We start from the raw sequence: 16868 nt of genomic DNA on the forward strand, positions 1-16868 counted from the left end.
TTTTAGATTTAATCCTTTTATCAGGTTTGAATTTGAGGTTTAAGATTTAAAATCAAATAGATAAAATTGTAATTTTAGATTTTACGTGAATGTTCATGTGAAATTTAAAATTTGAAATCTAAAATTTAAAATTGATTAGATGGAAATTATTGACGGTAAAAAAATTTCAGCACAGGTAAAGCAAGAGCTTGCAGATGAAATCGCTGCTTTCGTGGCAGAAGGGAAAAAGGTTCCGCATTTGGTTGCTGTACTTGTAGGAAATGACGGGGCTAGCGAAACGTACGTTGCTAGTAAAGTGAAGGCCTGTCAGGCGGTAGGGATGAAAAGTTCAGAATTGCGTTATGGTGATGACATCACTGAAGAGCAGTTGTTGGCAGTCATTGATAAGTTGAACGAGGACCCCGATGTAGATGGGTTTATTGTGCAGTTACCTCTCCCGAAACATATTTCCGAAGAGAAAGTTTTGAACCGTATTCATCCGGATAAGGATGTGGATGGTTTCCATCCTTGTAACGTGGGCCGCATGGTGTTAGGATTACCGACTTATTTACCGGCAACCCCGGCAGGTATCGTGGAACTGCTGACCCGTTATAATATTCCGACAGAAGGCAAACATTGTGTTGTTGTCGGAAGAAGTAATATCGTGGGAACACCTATGGCAGTGTTAATGTCCCGGAAAGCCAAAAATGCCAATTGTACCGTTACTTTATGTCATAGCAGAACGGCGAATTTGAAAGATATTACTCGGCAGGCGGATATTTTGATCGTGGCGATTGGTGTTCCGCACTTCCTGAAAGAAGATATGGTGAAAGAAGGTGCTGTTGTGGTGGATGTCGGGATTCATCGTATTCCTTCGGAAACAGCAAAGAATGGTTGGAAATTAGTAGGAGATGTGGATTATGACCACGTGGCTCCTAAATGTTCATATATTACTCCGGTTCCCGGTGGTGTGGGACCGATGACCATCGTGACTTTGTTGCAAAACACGATAAAAGCTTGTAAAGCAAAACATTAAATAATTGAAAGTTGAGAATTGAAAATTGAAAATGAAAGATGATTTCTTTTTTTAATTTTCAATTTTCAATTTTGCATTTTCAATTGATCTATGGTTCTCAATTATATCTGGATTTTCTTTTTTGGTGCGGCATTTATCGTGGCGCTTTGTAAATTGATCTTCATGGGTGATACAGAAGTTTTTTCTGCCATCGTGAAGGCCACCTTTGATATGTCAAAAACGGGGTTTGAAATCTCGCTAGGTTTAACGGGTGTATTAACTCTGTGGATGGGAATCATGAAAATTGGAGAGCGGGGAGGGGCTGTGAAAGTGATGTCATGGTTGATTAGTCCTTTTTTTCGGAAGTTGTTTCCGGAATTACCACCGGATAGTCCGGCATACGGTTCAATTATGATGAATATTGCGGCGAATATGCTTGGGTTGGATAATGCCGCAACTCCCGTGGGACTGAAAGCGATGCAACAAATGCAGGAGGTGAATCCTCATAAAGATCGGGCTTCCAATGCGCAGATTATGTTTCTGGTGCTGAATACTTCCGGTTTGACGATTATCCCGGTTTCCGTTATGGTGTATCGGGCTCAAATGGGGGCAGCGAATCCGGCGGATATATTTATTCCGATATTATTGGCTACTTACGTGTCCACGTTAGCCGGCCTGATTGCGGTGGCGGTGTACCAGCGCTTGAACCTGTTTAACCGGGTTGTTATGGCTTATTTGATTGGAGGAACCTTGGCCGTGGGTGGTTTAATCTGGTATTTTTCCGGGTTGGACAAGGAAACGATCACAACGATTTCCACGGTAGCTAGTAACGTTATTCTTTTCTCGATCATCACAGCTTTTATTGCCATGGGGGCTTGGCGTAAAATAAATGTGTACGATGCGTTTATTGATGGCGCAAAAGAGGGTTTTTCCATTGCAGTAAAAATCATTCCGTATTTAGTGGCGATTCTTGTGGCTGTCGGGGTGTTTCGGGCAGCGGGAGCGATGGATATGTTGATGAGTGGATTGGAACGTTTGTGTCTGGCTTGTGGATTAGATGCTGATTTTATACCGGCCTTGCCTACGGCCTTGATGAAACCGCTTAGTGGAAGTGGGGCGCGCGGGCTGATGATTGACACCATGAACACGTTCGGGGCAGACTCTTTCGCCGGGCGATTGGCGTCAACTTTCCAAGGGGCTACAGATACGACATTTTATATTATCGCCGTGTATTTTGGTGCAGTGGGGATTAAAAATACACGTTACGCAATACCTTGTGGATTGATTGCCGATTTTGCGGGTATCATTGCTGCTTTGGTGATGGCTTATATCTTTTTTGCATAGTAGAATCTAAGGGTGTTATTTGCCCGACATAACTGATCGGAGCTCGCTTACGGTCACTAAAATATAAATAGCAAGTTCCGTCATATTGAATATCCATGTTCAGATAACAAATATCTTGGTTGGAGCGAACGGTTATTTGATAGGCAATAGCTTTCTTTTTTCCGTCTTGATAAATTTTTACCGTGCGACTGAATAATACCGTGTTGAAAGAAACTGAATCTAAGTGTGAATTTGATGTCCATGTAGCTCTGCCGAAATAAGGAAGTTGTGTCGTTACCAGGGAGTCATTTATGCTTAGATAACAATTTTGTGGGTTAATGTCAATGTTGGCACCCGCCCCCGGTGGTGTGAAAAGTGTTTGTACGGTAGGGGTCGCAATGTAGAACTTAACAGTGAATTGATCACTATTCACCAGTGCCAGTGTTTTCTGAAACTCTTTTTCGAAACGAATTTCTTTTTTATTCTGAGCTTGACCTGTTGTAAAGAACAGTATTCCAATCAAAAAGATGAATGTAATTCTTTTCATATTTCCCTTTTTTGAGTACTATACGTGGGTAGATTGAAAATGTTATAAATATATTTTCTACGAAAAGTTTGTATTATTACGAAATTTTCGTAGATTTGCGAAAGAATCGTAAATAAATAGTTCGTATGGAAAAATTGACACATCAGGAAGAAGAGGTAATGTTGATCATCTGGCAGGTGAAAAGTGGCGTGATAAAAGATTTTTTGAATCGGATGGAAGAACCGAGGCCGCCTTACACGACGGTCGCTTCTATTGTGAAGAACTTGGAGAAAAAAGGATTCCTGACCAGTAAGAAGCATGGAAATATTTACGAGTATATTCCCGTCATGGATGAAAGTGAATATAAAACGAAATTTATGTCCGGGGTGGTACGTAATTATTTTGAAAATTCTTACAAGGAGATGGTGACGTTCTTTGCTAAAGAGCAAAAGATTTCGGCAAAAGATCTCGAAGAGATCATCAAGCTAATAGAGAAACAATAAAATATACAATTATGGATGGGGCGTTCATTTATTTGATAAAGGTAAATATTGCGCTGGTCGTTTTTTATCTTTTTTATCGGCTATTATTTAGTCAGGATACCTTCTTTGTCATCCGGAGATTTTGTTTATGGACAATATTGGGTGTATCATTTATTTATCCTTTGGTTGTATTTTCATTCGAAGAAGAACAAAAGATGGCTATTCAACAAGCGGTTGTTCAATATGCACCCAATTTACTTCCGGAAGTAAGCGTGTTCCCGGAAGGACATCAAGTATCAGTGGGAGTCTGGGATATTCTAAGGTTTTGTTATTGGGGAATCGTAACACTTTTACTCGGTCGAATTGTTATTCAATTAGTTTCAATCATTCGGTTAGTCTATAAAGGGGAAAGGGCGTGTTGTTGTTCGACTTCGGTGATTACGTTATCGGGGAAGATTACACCGTTTTCTTTTTTTAAATGGATATTTGTAAGTCCATCGTTATACAATTCTGATGATATGCAAGAGATTATCACTCACGAGCGGATTCATGCGGAACAATATCATTCGTTGGACGTGATGGTTTCTGAAATTTTATGTGCTTTCTTTTGGATGAATCCCGCCATGTGGTTACTGAAACGCGAGATTCGTCGTAACCTTGAATTTTTAGCGGACAAGTGTGTCGTTCACTCCGGTTTTGACCGTAAGGCTTACCAATATCACCTTCTCCGTTTATCCCATCCTTCGGCTGCAGCTCAAATAGTAAATAAATTTAATGTGTCACCATTAAAAAAACGTATTATGATGATGAATAAAAAAAGAACTTCCAGAATGGGGTTAATCAAATATGCCTTGCTTGTTCCGATTGCAGGACTGTTGATTTTATCCAGTAATGTGCAAGCAATTGTACAAGTGAACGAAAATGTAATGGGTGTTACGGGGCAGGATTCTATAGTTGCCAAAGGAATTGTTGTCGATACCAATGACCAACCTCTTGTTGGAACAAGTGTTATAATAAAGGGGACAGGTATTGGGACGATGACGGATGATAAGGGAGAATTTTCGATTACAGTGAAACCGGGAACCGTGCTTATTTTCTCTTACGTGGGAAAGGCAAATCAATTTCTTCCCGTGAAGAATGCCAAAAAAATGCGGATAAAAATGACAACAGAACCGGTTGTGTTGGATGAGCTAGTGGTTGTAGGATATAAAGAAAAAGGTGATAAGGATGAAGAGGTTTTCCAAATTGTAGAGGATATGCCTAAATTCGTGGGTGAAGATGGTAGTGTGATGAAATTTTTGGCAAAAAGAATTCGTTATCCTTTTGAAGCGATGAAAAAAAATATTACAGGAAAAGTCTTCGTGACTTTTATCATCAATAAAGACGGGGAGCCTGTAGATTTTAAGATTGCAAGGAGTGTAGATCCTTTGTTGGATCGAGAGGCCATACGTGTCCTGCAGTTGATGCCAAACTGGAAGCCGGGTACACAGAGAGGAAAGCCTGTTAGTGTTGAATATACTGTTCCGATTAATTTCCAATTGCAGTAGTTGTAAAGATACAAACCTCTTGTTGTATATAAATCTCCTATTTTGCATTATATATAATGTAAAATAGGAGATTTGTAAATTATTTTAATATCTTTGAAAAATAGTGTGAAGGTATAGGAACAGGTTGAAGTAGGTGTGTGGCTTGAACTTGTTTTTGGGCGAATTTATTAATTATTAAAAAGGTTCGTTATGACTACAAAGGGGAAAAGAGGTTTAAAGATAAAATGGGATTGGTGTATCCCGTTTTTTTTCATGTTGGGCATTTTGTTTTTAACTACTTGTCTGCAAGCGGCAGAAAAGGATTCGGTGAAGTTCGTGGCGAAAGGGATCGTGGTAAATAAGAATAAACAGCCCTTATACGGGGCTTGTGTCATGGTGAAAAACTCGAACGAGAGAATATATACCGGGGTGGATGGGAAATTCTCGCTGGCGGTTAAGAAAGGGACGAAACTCGTAGTTTCTCTTTTGGGCAAGATGGATAAAGAGATCCGGGCAAAGGTTGACAAGGAGATGCAAGTGGTGCTGATTGACGAGGAATATATCGAAGAGAGAATGCCACGATTTGTAGGCGAGGGGGTGGAAATGTATATCGTGCGGAATATAAAATATCCGAAAGATGCGTTGGAGATGAAGATTCAAGGGAAAGTTTACGTGCAATTTATTATAGAGAAAGACGGGAGTGTGTCGGAAATAAAAGTTCTTCGTCCCGTTTATCCTTCTTTGGATTATGAGGCGTGTCGGATAATACGGGAAATGCCTCGATGGCGGCCTGGAATTCAGAAAGGTAAGCCCGTGAGAGTTTCCTACACGATCCCGATAAATTTCATGTTGCAATAAAATACTCCCGAGAGGCGTTCAAGGGCGCCCCCCTATCCGCTCCATGAAGTCATTTTAGGAGTGGATAGGGGAGGTTTCAATTTTTCCCGGCTGTCACGATATACATATCATCCACGTTCAAATATTTTTGAGCCAGACGCATAATGTCTTCGGGGGTGCAAGAACGGATCTTGTCGATAGCCTGGAGATAGAACGTGTTATCTTGTCCGTAATTGAGTTTGTGTTTCAAGGCATCGGACTGGGAGAAAACACCGTCTAGTTCTCGTAACAACTCCCCGTTAAAATAACTCTTTACGAGACTTAATTCTTCTTCGGGAACGAGTTCTTCTTGCAGGCGGCGAATCTCTTTTATACATTCAGCTATTGTTGCCTCCGTTGCGTCGGCATTGACATCCGTTGCAATCATCCAGTGAGCGGCTTGCGGCATGGTAACGTTGTATGAGCCGATGCCATAGGTATACCCTTTTTCTTCCCGGATGTTCGACATCAGGCGGGAGCCGAAATAGCCGCCGAGTACCATGTTCAAAAGCTGGAAATACGTGTAGTCTTCGTCCAGTAACATGACTCCGCTTTTCCCGATACGGATACTGGTTTGTACGGCATCGGGTTTGGATATATGGTATTTACCGGGGCCGCTCGGTTGTATTGAGTAGGTCTTGTCTGGTGGCAGGGGAGTACTGCTCATGGGCGAAAAGGCTTGGCTTACTTCTTGTAAAACCGTATCGCTGACATTCCCGCAAAGCATGATTCTGCATTGTGATGCCTGCACTCTTTCCCGGTAGAAATCGTGTAATAATTCCGGAGTCACTTGGTCGAAATTTTCCAGTGTGAAGTAATTTGCATAAGGGTGTTCCTTCCCGTACATACGGTATATGAATTCCATCCGTGCAAGGTAAGAGGTCTTTTCAATGTTTACCAGATGTTGCTGTTTTCGGTTACGGATATACGTTTCCAGTTCTTTTTGCGGGAATGTACTTTCAAGTGTCATTTCTGCCAGCATACGAATGGTTTGTGGGGCGTATTTATTAAGCGAAATCAGGCTTAATTCAGCTTTGTGCATACCGCAATTGAAGTCCACGTATGCTCCATGATAATCAAACAACTCTGCAATTTCGGCAGAGGTATGTTGACGGGTTCCCTCGTTGAGCATGTTAATCATGCTTGATGCGATAACCGGACGGGATTGGTTGTAAATCCCGGCTGAGAGTACCACGTCCATCTTGAAAACCTCTTGATTGGGATCGTGAAGGTACACGATTTCGATTCCATTGGGAAGCGTGATTTGTTGATGCCCCCACAGCGATGGACGGGAGATTTCAGTGATGGACGGTTCTATATTTCTATTCATAAAAGTAGCAATTATTTGTCTTTAAGATACCACAAGGTAGAGCAATTCTGTGTGGAGAATAATTCTCGGGCGGTCTGTTTTATCGAATCAAGAGATACTTCCGCGTATCGGATAGACTCCGAATTAATCAGGTTAATATCTCCTAGATAGTCAAAAAATGCCAAGTTGGCTGATTTCCCTTGATAATTGATCTCGCTGTAAGAGATTCGGGCTTCAGTTTTGTTGATTACCTTTTGGAGTTCCCGTTCTGAAATCGGGTCTTCGATAAAACGATCAATCTCGTTTTGGATGGCGGCTTCCGCTTCTTCTATCGCTACTCCTTCCGAGAGTTTCCCGGAGAAAATGAATAATCCCGGATCCATGTCTCCGGTGATATAAGCGTCAATTTCCGAGAATAATTTCCCGTTTTTAATGAGGTTGATGTACAAGCGGGAGGATTGACCGTTGGATAATATGTCTGAGATCGTGTCGCACGTGTAGAAATTATCCGATCGGCGGTCGCCCATGTGGTATACTTTATAGATTGCATCTGCCGGAACTTTGTTATGCTCGCATACGAGGCGACGCTCTTCGGTTTGTTGCGGTTCCATGGGTAATGCTTTTCTCTTATAACGGGCGGGAGGAATGTCCCCGAACCATTTTTTCACGAGTTCAAGGGCTTTTTCGTCGGTAATATTACCGCTGATACTTAGTATGGCATTATCCGGGGCATAGAAACGATGAAAGAAGTCTTCCACCTCTTCCAGGGATGCCCCTGCGATATGGTCAATGTTTTTCCCGATAGTGGGCCATTGGTACGGATGTACCTTATAGGCTAAAGGACGTAATTTCAACCAAATGTCCCCGTAAGGATTATTGAAGTAGCGCTGTTTGAATTCTTCAATGACCACGTTACGTTGAACATCAAGTGATTTTTGGGAGAAATCGAGTGCCAGCATCCGGTCTGATTCCAGCCACAAGGCCGTTTCGATATTGGGGGCCGGGATCGTGATGTAATAATTTGTGTAGTCGTTATTCGTGAATGCATTACTATCCCCGCCCGCTTTCTGAACGTGATAATCGTAATCAGCGATGTGTTTGGAGCCCCCGAACATTAAATGTTCAAAAAGATGGGCAAAGCCCGTGCGATTGGAATCTTCGTCCCGGGCACCTACTTTATAAAGGATGTTCACGGATACAAATGGAGTACTGGTATCCGTGTTACAGATCATTGTTAAGCCATTGTCTAGTGTGTGGCGTGTAAATTTTATCATAAATGTAAATTCATTTTCATAGTTTCAGATCGCCCAATTTGCTTGTTGTTTTGTTGAAATCAGCGATAATATCTTCCATAATTTCAGCCACGGTTTCTTCTTTGTGCAACATGGATGCGATTTGTCCGATTTCTAACTCGCCTTCCGTCATGTCACCTTCGAAGATTCCTTTCTTAGCCCGTCCTTTACCTAAAAGTTCGGTTAATTGGGCAGCCTCTGCTCCGGCGTCTTCCAGTGCTTTTACCTGATTGAAGAAGTCGTTTTTAATCAGACGGGTAGGGGCGAGTTTTTTCAATGCCAGCATGGTGCCACCTTCTTCCGTGTCAAATACCCGTTGTTTGAATGTCGGATGGGCGGAAGATTCTGCGGCAACGGCAAAACGGGTTCCGATTTGTACCCCTTCCGCTCCGAGAGTCATGGCGGCTGCCACGGATTTTCCAGAGGATATTCCCCCTGCGGCAATAACGGGTAGGGAGCAGGATTCCACAACATTGGGAATCAAGGTGAGCGTGGTCGTTTCTTCCCGTCCGTTATGTCCCCCGGCTTCAAAACCTTCAGCGACAACTGCATCTACTCCTGCCTCTTCACATTTCTTTGCGAACAGGGCACTACTGATCACGTGTACCACGGTGATACCATGCGACTTTAACAGGGGAGTCCATTTTTTCGGGCTTCCGGCAGAGGTGAAAACAATTTTAACGCCTTCTTGAATAATTATATCCATAAGCCGGTCAATTTCCGGATAAAGTAACGGGACATTGATCCCCCACGGTTTATCCGTGGCCTCTTTCATTTTCCGGATATGTTCCACCAGCATTTCCGGGTGCATGGAACCGGCGCCCAGTAATCCTAATCCCCCGTTGTTGCTTACTGCGGAAGCTAGCCGCCATCCGCTACACCATACCATACCCCCTTGAATAATCGGGTATTTTATATTGAAAAGTTTTGTTATTCTATTTTTCATGATGTATAAATAAAATCGTTTGTAATCATCTCTTGTAAAAAATTAGCTATAAGGATGTCCTCTAGCTATAAAATCACTCTTCAGGAAAGACGTGACATTAAACAAAGATAGAGAAAAATGCTGCTGTTGAAAAGTATTTTTCTTTAAAATTGTTCACTGCGGATAGCAAAAGGCTTTCATTAGGCCCTAAAGTTTCCGGACACTCGTTTTTTGAACGATAGATTATTTCTTGATATTCAGTAATTCCGGGCTGAAATCCGGCAATTTCCTTTTATTTTGGATTTCCCGTATTTTTAAAGAATAACAATGATTCTCTATTAAAAATAAATACTATTTTTGTTGCAAAATAAATTATTTACTTAGATGTGAAGAGGTAAAGGTGCGTGGTTATAGGAAAACATTGTTTATTTTCTTCATTTCTATAAAAAATAAATTCAAATGACAGAAAAGCTTACTCTAAGAGACAATGCAGCCGTTCGGTGGGCCGCTTTATTGTTGCTGGCATTAGCCATGTTTTGTTCATATATATTTATGGACATTTTATCACCGATTAAAGATTTGATGCAGTCAGAACGTGGTTGGGATTCATTGGCATTTGGAACAATGCAAGGTTCTGAAACATTCTTGAATGTATTTGTATTCTTTTTAATTTTTGCCGGTATCATTCTGGATAAAATGGGTGTTCGTTTCACGGCTCTTTTATCAGGTGGGGTAATGTTAATCGGTGCGGTTATTAAATGGTATGCTGTTGCAGAAGGTTTCAAGGGAAGCGGGTTGGAAGCATGGTTTACGAACAATTTGAATTACATCCCGGGTTTTGATGAGTTGGGAATCTCCCCGTTCTACCAGGGAATGCCGGCATCTGCTAAACTGGCTGCAGTTGGTTTCATGATCTTCGGCTGTGGTGTGGAAATGGCTGGTATCACGGTTTCTCGCGGTATTGTAAAATGGTTTAAGGGACGTGAAATCGCTTTGGCAATGGGGTCCGAAATGGCATTAGCACGTTTAGGAGTTGCTACTTGTATGATTTTCTCTCCGTTCTTCGCCAAACTTGGTGGACAGGTTGACGTTTCTCGTTCAGTCGCTTTTGGCGTGGTGTTATTGATGATCGCGTTGATCATGTTCATTGTTTATTTCTTCATGGATAAGAAATTGGATGCACAGACCGGAGAGGCTGAAGAAAAAGATGAGCCCTTTAAAATTAAAGATATTGGGAAAATCCTGTCAAGTGGAGGTTTCTGGTTGGTTGCATTACTTTGTGTATTGTATTACTCGGCTATTTTCCCGTTCCAGAAATATGCAGTTAACATGCTACAATGTAATTTGACATTTACTCCTCCTGCCGAAGGTTCTTTCTGGGCTGGGAATACTGTGACAATTATTCAATATTGTATCATGCTGGTTGTTGCAGCTACTGCATTTGCATTTAACTTTACAAGCAAGAAGGCATTGAAAACTTTGTTGTTAGCTATCTCTGTAATAGGTTTGATTATATTCTGCTACATGGGTTATATGCGTCAGTCGGCAGAGACTATTTTTGCCGTATTCCCGTTGTTGGCAGTGGGTATCACGCCGATACTTGGTAAAGTGGTTGACAATAAAGGTAAGGCTGCTACCATGTTGATGTTCGGTTCAATCTTGTTGATCGTGTGTCACTTGACCTTTGCATTTATCTTACCTCTGTTTAAAGGTAGTGCAATCGGAGGTGTTTTGATTGCATACGTGACCATTTTAATTCTGGGAGCATCGTTCTCGCTGGTTCCGGCTTCATTATGGCCGAGTGTTCCGAAGTTGGTTGATCAGAGAGTGATCGGTTCTGCTTATGCATTGATATTTTGGATTCAAAATATCGGTTTGTGGCTTTTCCCGTTATTGATCGGTAAAGTGTTGGATAACACAAATCCTCAAGTTGTAAATGACTTGAAGAATCACGTGATCACCCCGGAACAAGCTGCTGTTTCCTATAATTATACGTGGCCTCTTGTCATGTTGGCTTGCTTGGGTGTTGCCGCTTTGATTATCGGTATAATCCTGAAACGTGTTGATAAGGTGAAAGGTCTCGGTTTGGAATTACCGAACGTTCAACAGTAAGAAGAAAATTGATTGTATTCATATTGAAAATGTCCACTTCAAACGAGGTGGACATTTTTAATTTAGAATATATCTTGTGGTTTATATTTTTTTCTCGATCCTGTACACGTTCCGATCGCTGGCACTTCGGGAAACTAATTCTGCCAAGAAACCGGCTAAGAAAAGTTGAGAACCGATGATCATGCAGGTCAGAGCGATATAAAAGTAAGGATTATTTGTCACTAGAGGGGCTCTTAGGTTATGGGCCACGGCGATCAGTTTTTCAATACCGATCCAAGCGGCGGCACAAAATCCGATAATAAATAACAGCGTTCCCAGTGCACCGAATAAGTGCATGGGTTTTTTAGCGAACCGGGTAATAAAAGTTACGGAAAGTAGGTCGAGAAAACCGTTAATAAACCGGTTAAGTCCGAATTTCGTTACCCCGTATTTTCGGGCTTGATGATGAACCACCTTTTCCCCGATCCGGGTGAATCCGGCCTGTTTGGCCAAAATCGGGATGTAGCGGTGCATCTCCCCGTACACTTCGATATTCTTCACTACCGTGTTTTTATAAGCCTTTAACCCGCAATTAAAGTCATGTAACTTTATGCCGGAGAACTTCCGGGCAGTAGCGTTGAAAAGCTTTGTCGGGAGTGTTTTGGTTATCGGGTCATATCTTTTCTTTTTCCAGCCGGAAATCAAGTCATAATCTTCTTCCGTGATCATGCGGTAGAGTTCCGGAATCTCGTCCGGGCTATCTTGTAAATCTGCATCCATGGTGATTACCACGTCTCCTTGTGCATCCTCGAAACCACAATGTAATGCGGCCGATTTCCCATAATTACGGCGGAATTTAATGCCACGTACATGATCGTCTTTAGCAGACAGTTGTTCGATCACTTTCCATGATTTGTCGTTACTCCCGTCATCTACCATAATAATTTCGTAGGTAAAATTGTTCGCAACCATGACTCTCTCGATCCATGCGGAAAGTTCTGGCAAGGATTCTTCTTCATTATATAACGGTACGACTACTGAAATATCCATGTTTAAAATTCTTGCGGGTTAAACGGTAATTTACTTCTTCTGACCAACCCGGCTATAAATAGCGAGAAGGCTGCTCCCACGATGATTCTATTGAATAGTTCCCCGAAAGCGATACTGGCGGGAACAAAATATACATCAACGTTTTCTTCGAGCATTTTGAAGAGCGGGGAATTTTGGCCGGTAATTTTCAGTGTGTTTATTGTCACGTTTTTGAATTCGGTCAGTAAGTCTGCGTTGAACGTGTATAAAAAGAACACGTACACGGCATAGCATAACGAGGCGATGCAAAGGATGAAAATGCCTGTTTTCAGTGCTTTCCCGTAAGAAATGACACCTGCCAACTGTTCATCCCTGTATTTCCGAACACCGATGAATATCCCGAAAATGGTTAGCATCATGATGATGTTGTGGAATTGTGCGTTTACCACGATTCCTTTTCCTGCCAGGATAAATAACAAAGACGCGAAAATGAAGGTGCCCCCGATTAGGCACCCGAATATTGAATTCTGTTTTAAGAATAGCTCGTTATTTTTTTCCATTTAATTTTTCTCCTTTAGTATAATTGGGCGGGACCTCTTAACGAGATCATTTCACCGACCTGAGGTTGCTCGCCGTTTTCCATGTAATTATATTGCAACAATTTGGCGAGCTTGATTCCATATATCTGGGAGATCATGTACATGGTGTCTCCGGCTTTCGTTTTATGGAACGTGTAACCTTTGGGGGCTTTGTTCTTTTTCTTTGCCAGAAACACGTGCATTCCTGTACGAATCGAAAGTTCGTTTTTATCGTTGTATTTTAATAATTTCTTCAACGGAATGTTGAAATACTGGGCGATACTTTCAAATGTGTCCCCTTCTTTCACTTTCACGGAAGGAATCCGATTGATATATACTACCCGGCTCTGGTAGTTTTTGCTTTCGCTGAGTTTGTAGTTTAATTCATTGGGTATCGGATGAACTTTTTTTGCCGGACGATCGAATTGATATAACTCTTCTTCCTCGATAATTTTAATGAGTTTTTGCGCGTAATCGGAGGCGGTTGCATATCCCGCTTTTTTCAATCCTTTAGCCCAGCCTTTGTAATCTGTTTTTGGCAGGTCGAACAAGAATGCGTAGCGGGGGCGGGTGAGTAAGAATTCACTGTGATCTACCCATGATTCTTCTGGATTCCTGTATTTTCGGAAACATTCGTTTCGTTTATCATCGTCCATGGTGAAACTGGCCCCGTTCCAGTTATGGCATTTGATACCGAAATGGTTGTTGGCGTTGACCGCCAGTTTGGATGTTCCGCATCCGGATTCCAACATCCCTTGTGCCAGCTTGATACTGGCGGGGATTCCCGTACGATCCATCTCTTCGATGGCAATACTTTTATATTTTTTGATGAACGCTTTGCGACTGTCCGTAGAGGCTCCACATATGTTAACACATATAAAACTCAAAAATAAAATAACGTAAATCTTGCTCATAGTTTCCGATAATGTTTTATATTGGCGGTAAAATTACGAAAAAAAATAGAATGGAGAAAGCGGAATTGAAGATTGATTACACGGTGTACCGGGAATCTTACCCGGAAGGGTACGAGGACTTGTGTCGTGCAGCCTTGGATGTCACGAAAAATGCGTATTGCGTGTATTCCGGTTTTGCCGTGGGGGCCGCCGTGTTGATGAATAACGGAGAGGTCGTTTGTGGTACCAATCAGGAGAATGTTGCTTATCCTTCCGGGTTGTGCGCCGAGCGGACCGCATTATTTTATGCTTGTTCTACGTATCCGGAGGCGGGGATCAAGGCAATTGCCATTGCAGCCCGGGATCATGGCGTGGAAGTGGAGGACAATGTTACCCCGTGCGGGGCTTGTCGTCAGGTGATGGCCGAGATTGTTCAACGCTATAAAGCGGATTTTGATGTTATCATGATAGGCAAAAAAAGAACCCTCTTGATCAAGGCCAGCCAGTTATTACCTTTTTCGTTTGTCATGCCTTAAAATGTCTTCCTCAAGAGAGTGGTTTGATTAAACTAGAATTAGGTGTAATACAGTTGTAATCTAATAGAGAACAGTACCCTTTTTCGTTGATCATTCAGAGATAAACCGTTGATTCGCCTGTCGCTGTTATCTGAGTTCTGTTTAAGTTCTGGGGAGCCTTCGAAAGAGGGATAGCTTTTCGGTTAAATCTCTTCTTGTTCTCGGATAGATTTGTTGAATTTTACTGGTTATTATCTGTTGTTCAATACATTGCTTTACATTTATTCGTTTTGTATTCGTTATATCATTGTTGAAGTGAAAACAATAACATAACGAAACAATGAAGGGACGGGTGTAAGCGTAAGGGTGGTGGAAAAAAGGAAGAAATATAGTCTATTTTTTATAAGTTTTGAATAATACTTTTTTGAAGTTGATGTGACTTATTCAAAGAAAGATGTAGAACGGACGAAATTGTTTACGGAAGGCATGGAATAATAAAATATTATTACTTTTGTGATTATTAAACGATCGTTTAATGATTGGTGATATGAATGGATTAGAAAAGCGTAATTGCGTGATAACAGAGATAAAGGAAATAATAGCTAATATCAAATCTTAAATTATTAAACGATCGTCTTTTGATATAGTGTGTGGGGATTTAAAAAAGATGTGATTCTTTCGTAGGAAAGATTTTTTGGAATATATAATATGCCCATTATGATGGTGGAAGATAAGGATGTAGAAGGATTACGGCGGGGGGATAGAGTTTGTTTTGAGAATATATTTAATCGGTATTCTCCGGATTTGTATGTGGTTGCTTATCGTATCACGGGAAATAAGGCGGTAGCGGAAGATGTTGTGCAGGATTTCTTCGTGAAGCTGTGGATGAATCGGGAAAAGGTCCAGATATATAAATCCTTTCGTTATTATTGTTTTTCAGCAATACATTATGCTTCATTAAATGCGACAAGGACGAAATACAGGGATACGGAATTATCTGAAGAATTAGAGGATCCGTCTTGTGTGGAGTATGAAATGGAACGGGCGGAGTTAAGTGAGAAAATACATCTGGCAATTGATTCTTTGCCGGAAAAATGTAAAGCTATTTTTGTGGATGCCTGTATCGAGGAATGTAGCTATGTTGAGGTGGCGCAAAAGTATGATCTATCGGTAAATACAGTAAAAGTACAAGTCAGTAAAGCGTACCGGATTTTACGGGAAAAATTGACGAAAGAACAATTTTCTATTTTTTTGTTGATTTTTTTGAAATCCGAGTAATACTTTTTTCAAGTTGATGTGACTTGTTAATGAAAGGCTATTTGAATATGGAAGAATACAGATCAAATATGAATATTCTAAAAGAGGTTTTACGAGGGAAACGTCCTCATGATGACGTGGAGTTCGTGGCTTGGCTGAAAGAATCCGAGGAACATCAGAAATGTTACGAGGAAGCACTGCAACAGGCTGCAAGCGATTTGAGGATAAAAAAATCGTTTAATCGACAACTTATATGGAACCGGGTGTTGGATGAGACTCGGAAAAAAGAACGAGTACGAGTTTTGCGACGTTCTTTCATGCGTTATGCCGCTGTGTTATTACCGTTCGTGGCTTTGTTTGCTTGGTGGCTACTGAAGACGGGAGATGTGGAGTCAAGCGTGGAGGTTACTGCTAATGAGGATGGTATTATGTTGTTTCTTTCTAACGGGGAGCGGGTGAACATTAGTCAGTTCGATTCGACTGGAGTACTGGAAAAGAACGGGATGAAAATTAGGATGACGGAGAAAAGGGATCAAATCGTGTACGAGAATCATGATGACATTTCCAAGGAATTAATTTATAATACATTGAGTGTTCCCGCCCGTGCAGAATATTGTCTGACCCTAGAAGATGGTACAAAGGTGTGGTTGGCGGCAACCTCCCGGTTAAAGTATCCGGTTAATTTTGTGGGAACTTCTCGGGAAGTGTATTTGGAAGGTGAAGCGTTTTTTGACGTGGCGAGGGATACGTCAAAACCTTTTATCGTAAATTGTGCCACTTTTTCGGTGAAAGCCTTGGGGACATCTTTTGATGTAAGTTGCTATAATGATGATGAATTTGGTTTGGCGACTCTTGCCTCGGGAAAGATTGAAGTAGCCCTTGGGGATCAGAAAAAAATATTGAGTCCCGGGGAGCAAGCCTTGATTAAAGAACAATCCTTATCAGTGAAAGAGGTGAATATTTTGCCTTATACGTCTTGGATGGAAGATCGGCTTTACTTTTTTAATGAAAAACTGGAGTCGATTATGAAACGGATGGCTCGTTGGTATGGAATTGAGGTGTGTTATGCGGACCTGGGCATTCGGGAATTACACTTTACAGGGAATGTGCCCAAGTATACCGATATTGAAAAAGTATTTGATATACTGGAGTTCGCTACCCATTTGGATTTTTCTTTAGAAAAAGGTAAAGTACTCATTTCCCGATCGAAGAAATAAGGAATTTTTGAGTAAATAATGTGTGATATTGAACG

The 16868-nt window shown here is 41.4% G+C and carries 16 protein-coding genes; 9 read left to right on the forward strand and 7 right to left on the reverse strand.

Annotated features, from left to right (window positions below):
- Positions 1–139: 139 nt before the first annotated feature.
- Positions 140–1015: a bifunctional methylenetetrahydrofolate dehydrogenase/methenyltetrahydrofolate cyclohydrolase FolD gene (folD, locus tag F1644_RS18030; protein ID WP_087421071.1), complete on the forward strand. Its 876-nt coding sequence runs from the start codon at positions 140–142 to the stop codon at positions 1013–1015.
- Between the two features lie 90 nt (positions 1016–1105).
- A complete protein-coding gene (locus F1644_RS18035; protein WP_087421072.1) occupies positions 1106–2338 on the forward strand; it encodes a nucleoside recognition domain-containing protein in 1233 nt (410 codons plus the stop codon).
- Here F1644_RS18035 and F1644_RS18040 read toward each other — a convergent pair.
- Positions 2298–2864, reverse strand: coding sequence for a DUF4251 domain-containing protein (locus F1644_RS18040; protein WP_118304348.1), 567 nt, complete (start codon positions 2862–2864; stop codon positions 2298–2300). The two genes, F1644_RS18035 and F1644_RS18040, sit on opposite strands and share 41 nt — an antisense overlap.
- Positions 2865–2989: 125 nt before the next feature.
- Here F1644_RS18040 and F1644_RS18045 point away from each other — a divergent pair, with 125 nt between their 5' ends.
- The 3 genes from F1644_RS18045 (at position 2990) to F1644_RS18055 (ending at position 5709) form a co-directional block, all read left to right on the forward strand.
- Entirely contained in the window at positions 2990–3346 is a 357-nt protein-coding gene (locus tag F1644_RS18045) for a BlaI/MecI/CopY family transcriptional regulator (RefSeq protein WP_087421074.1), read from the forward strand.
- 11 nt (positions 3347–3357) lie between these two features.
- Positions 3358–4872: a M56 family metallopeptidase gene (locus tag F1644_RS18050; protein WP_118594367.1), complete on the forward strand. Its 1515-nt coding sequence runs from the start codon at positions 3358–3360 to the stop codon at positions 4870–4872.
- Positions 4873–5061: 189 nt separating this feature from the next.
- Complete coding sequence (locus F1644_RS18055) at positions 5062–5709, forward strand: energy transducer TonB (protein ID WP_118594368.1); 648 nt, start codon at positions 5062–5064, stop codon at positions 5707–5709.
- 76 nt (positions 5710–5785) lie between these two features.
- Here F1644_RS18055 and F1644_RS18060 read toward each other — a convergent pair whose 3' ends face one another.
- The 3 genes from F1644_RS18060 to F1644_RS18070 are packed head-to-tail and all read right to left on the reverse strand — an operon-like array spanning position 5786 to position 9274.
- Positions 5786–7057: a M16 family metallopeptidase gene (locus F1644_RS18060; protein ID WP_118304345.1), complete on the reverse strand. Its 1272-nt coding sequence runs from the start codon at positions 7055–7057 to the stop codon at positions 5786–5788.
- Positions 7058–7068: 11 nt separating this feature from the next.
- Positions 7069–8310 carry a M16 family metallopeptidase gene (locus tag F1644_RS18065; RefSeq protein WP_118304344.1) on the reverse strand — a complete coding sequence of 414 codons (1242 nt, stop codon included), beginning with the start codon at positions 8308–8310 and terminating at the stop codon, positions 7069–7071.
- Positions 8311–8326: 16 nt separating this feature from the next.
- Entirely contained in the window at positions 8327–9274 is a 948-nt protein-coding gene (locus F1644_RS18070) for an NAD(P)H-dependent flavin oxidoreductase (protein ID WP_118304343.1), read from the reverse strand.
- Positions 9275–9712: 438 nt separating this feature from the next.
- Here F1644_RS18070 and F1644_RS18075 point away from each other — a divergent pair, with 438 nt between their 5' ends.
- The gene (locus F1644_RS18075; protein ID WP_087421080.1) at positions 9713–11365 is read left to right on the forward strand and encodes an MFS transporter; all 1653 of its coding nucleotides are present in this window, start codon (positions 9713–9715) and stop codon (positions 11363–11365) included.
- Positions 11366–11446: 81 nt separating this feature from the next.
- On the opposite strand, the gene F1644_RS18080 is transcribed toward F1644_RS18075, so the two are convergent.
- From F1644_RS18080 to F1644_RS18090, 3 genes are read right to left on the reverse strand one after another with little or no spacing between them, the layout of a single operon-like run.
- Positions 11447–12394: a glycosyltransferase family 2 protein gene (locus tag F1644_RS18080; protein ID WP_087421081.1), complete on the reverse strand. Its 948-nt coding sequence runs from the start codon at positions 12392–12394 to the stop codon at positions 11447–11449.
- 2 nt (positions 12395–12396) lie between these two features.
- Positions 12397–12933, reverse strand: a complete 537-nt coding sequence (locus tag F1644_RS18085) for a DUF4199 domain-containing protein (RefSeq protein WP_087421082.1) — start codon at positions 12931–12933, stop codon at positions 12397–12399.
- Between the two features lie 14 nt (positions 12934–12947).
- Entirely contained in the window at positions 12948–13865 is a 918-nt protein-coding gene (locus F1644_RS18090) for a glucosaminidase domain-containing protein (protein ID WP_168044084.1), read from the reverse strand.
- A gap of 50 nt (positions 13866–13915) precedes the next feature.
- On the opposite strand from F1644_RS18090, the gene F1644_RS18095 reads away from it, so the two are divergent.
- The 3 genes from F1644_RS18095 to F1644_RS18105 all read left to right on the forward strand — a co-directional run bounded on the left by F1644_RS18095 (position 13916) and on the right by F1644_RS18105 (position 16833).
- Complete coding sequence (locus F1644_RS18095; protein ID WP_229782376.1) at positions 13916–14380, forward strand: cytidine deaminase; 465 nt, start codon at positions 13916–13918, stop codon at positions 14378–14380.
- Positions 14381–15076: 696 nt separating this feature from the next.
- Positions 15077–15637: an RNA polymerase sigma factor gene (locus F1644_RS18100; protein ID WP_158572050.1), complete on the forward strand. Its 561-nt coding sequence runs from the start codon at positions 15077–15079 to the stop codon at positions 15635–15637.
- Between the two features lie 47 nt (positions 15638–15684).
- Positions 15685–16833 carry a FecR family protein gene (locus tag F1644_RS18105; RefSeq protein ID WP_158572051.1) on the forward strand — a complete coding sequence of 383 codons (1149 nt, stop codon included), beginning with the start codon at positions 15685–15687 and terminating at the stop codon, positions 16831–16833.
- Positions 16834–16868: the final 35 nt, after the last annotated feature.

This window comes from Butyricimonas paravirosa, from assembly GCF_032878955.1.
Classification (GTDB): Bacteria; Bacteroidota; Bacteroidia; order Bacteroidales; family Marinifilaceae; genus Butyricimonas; species Butyricimonas paravirosa.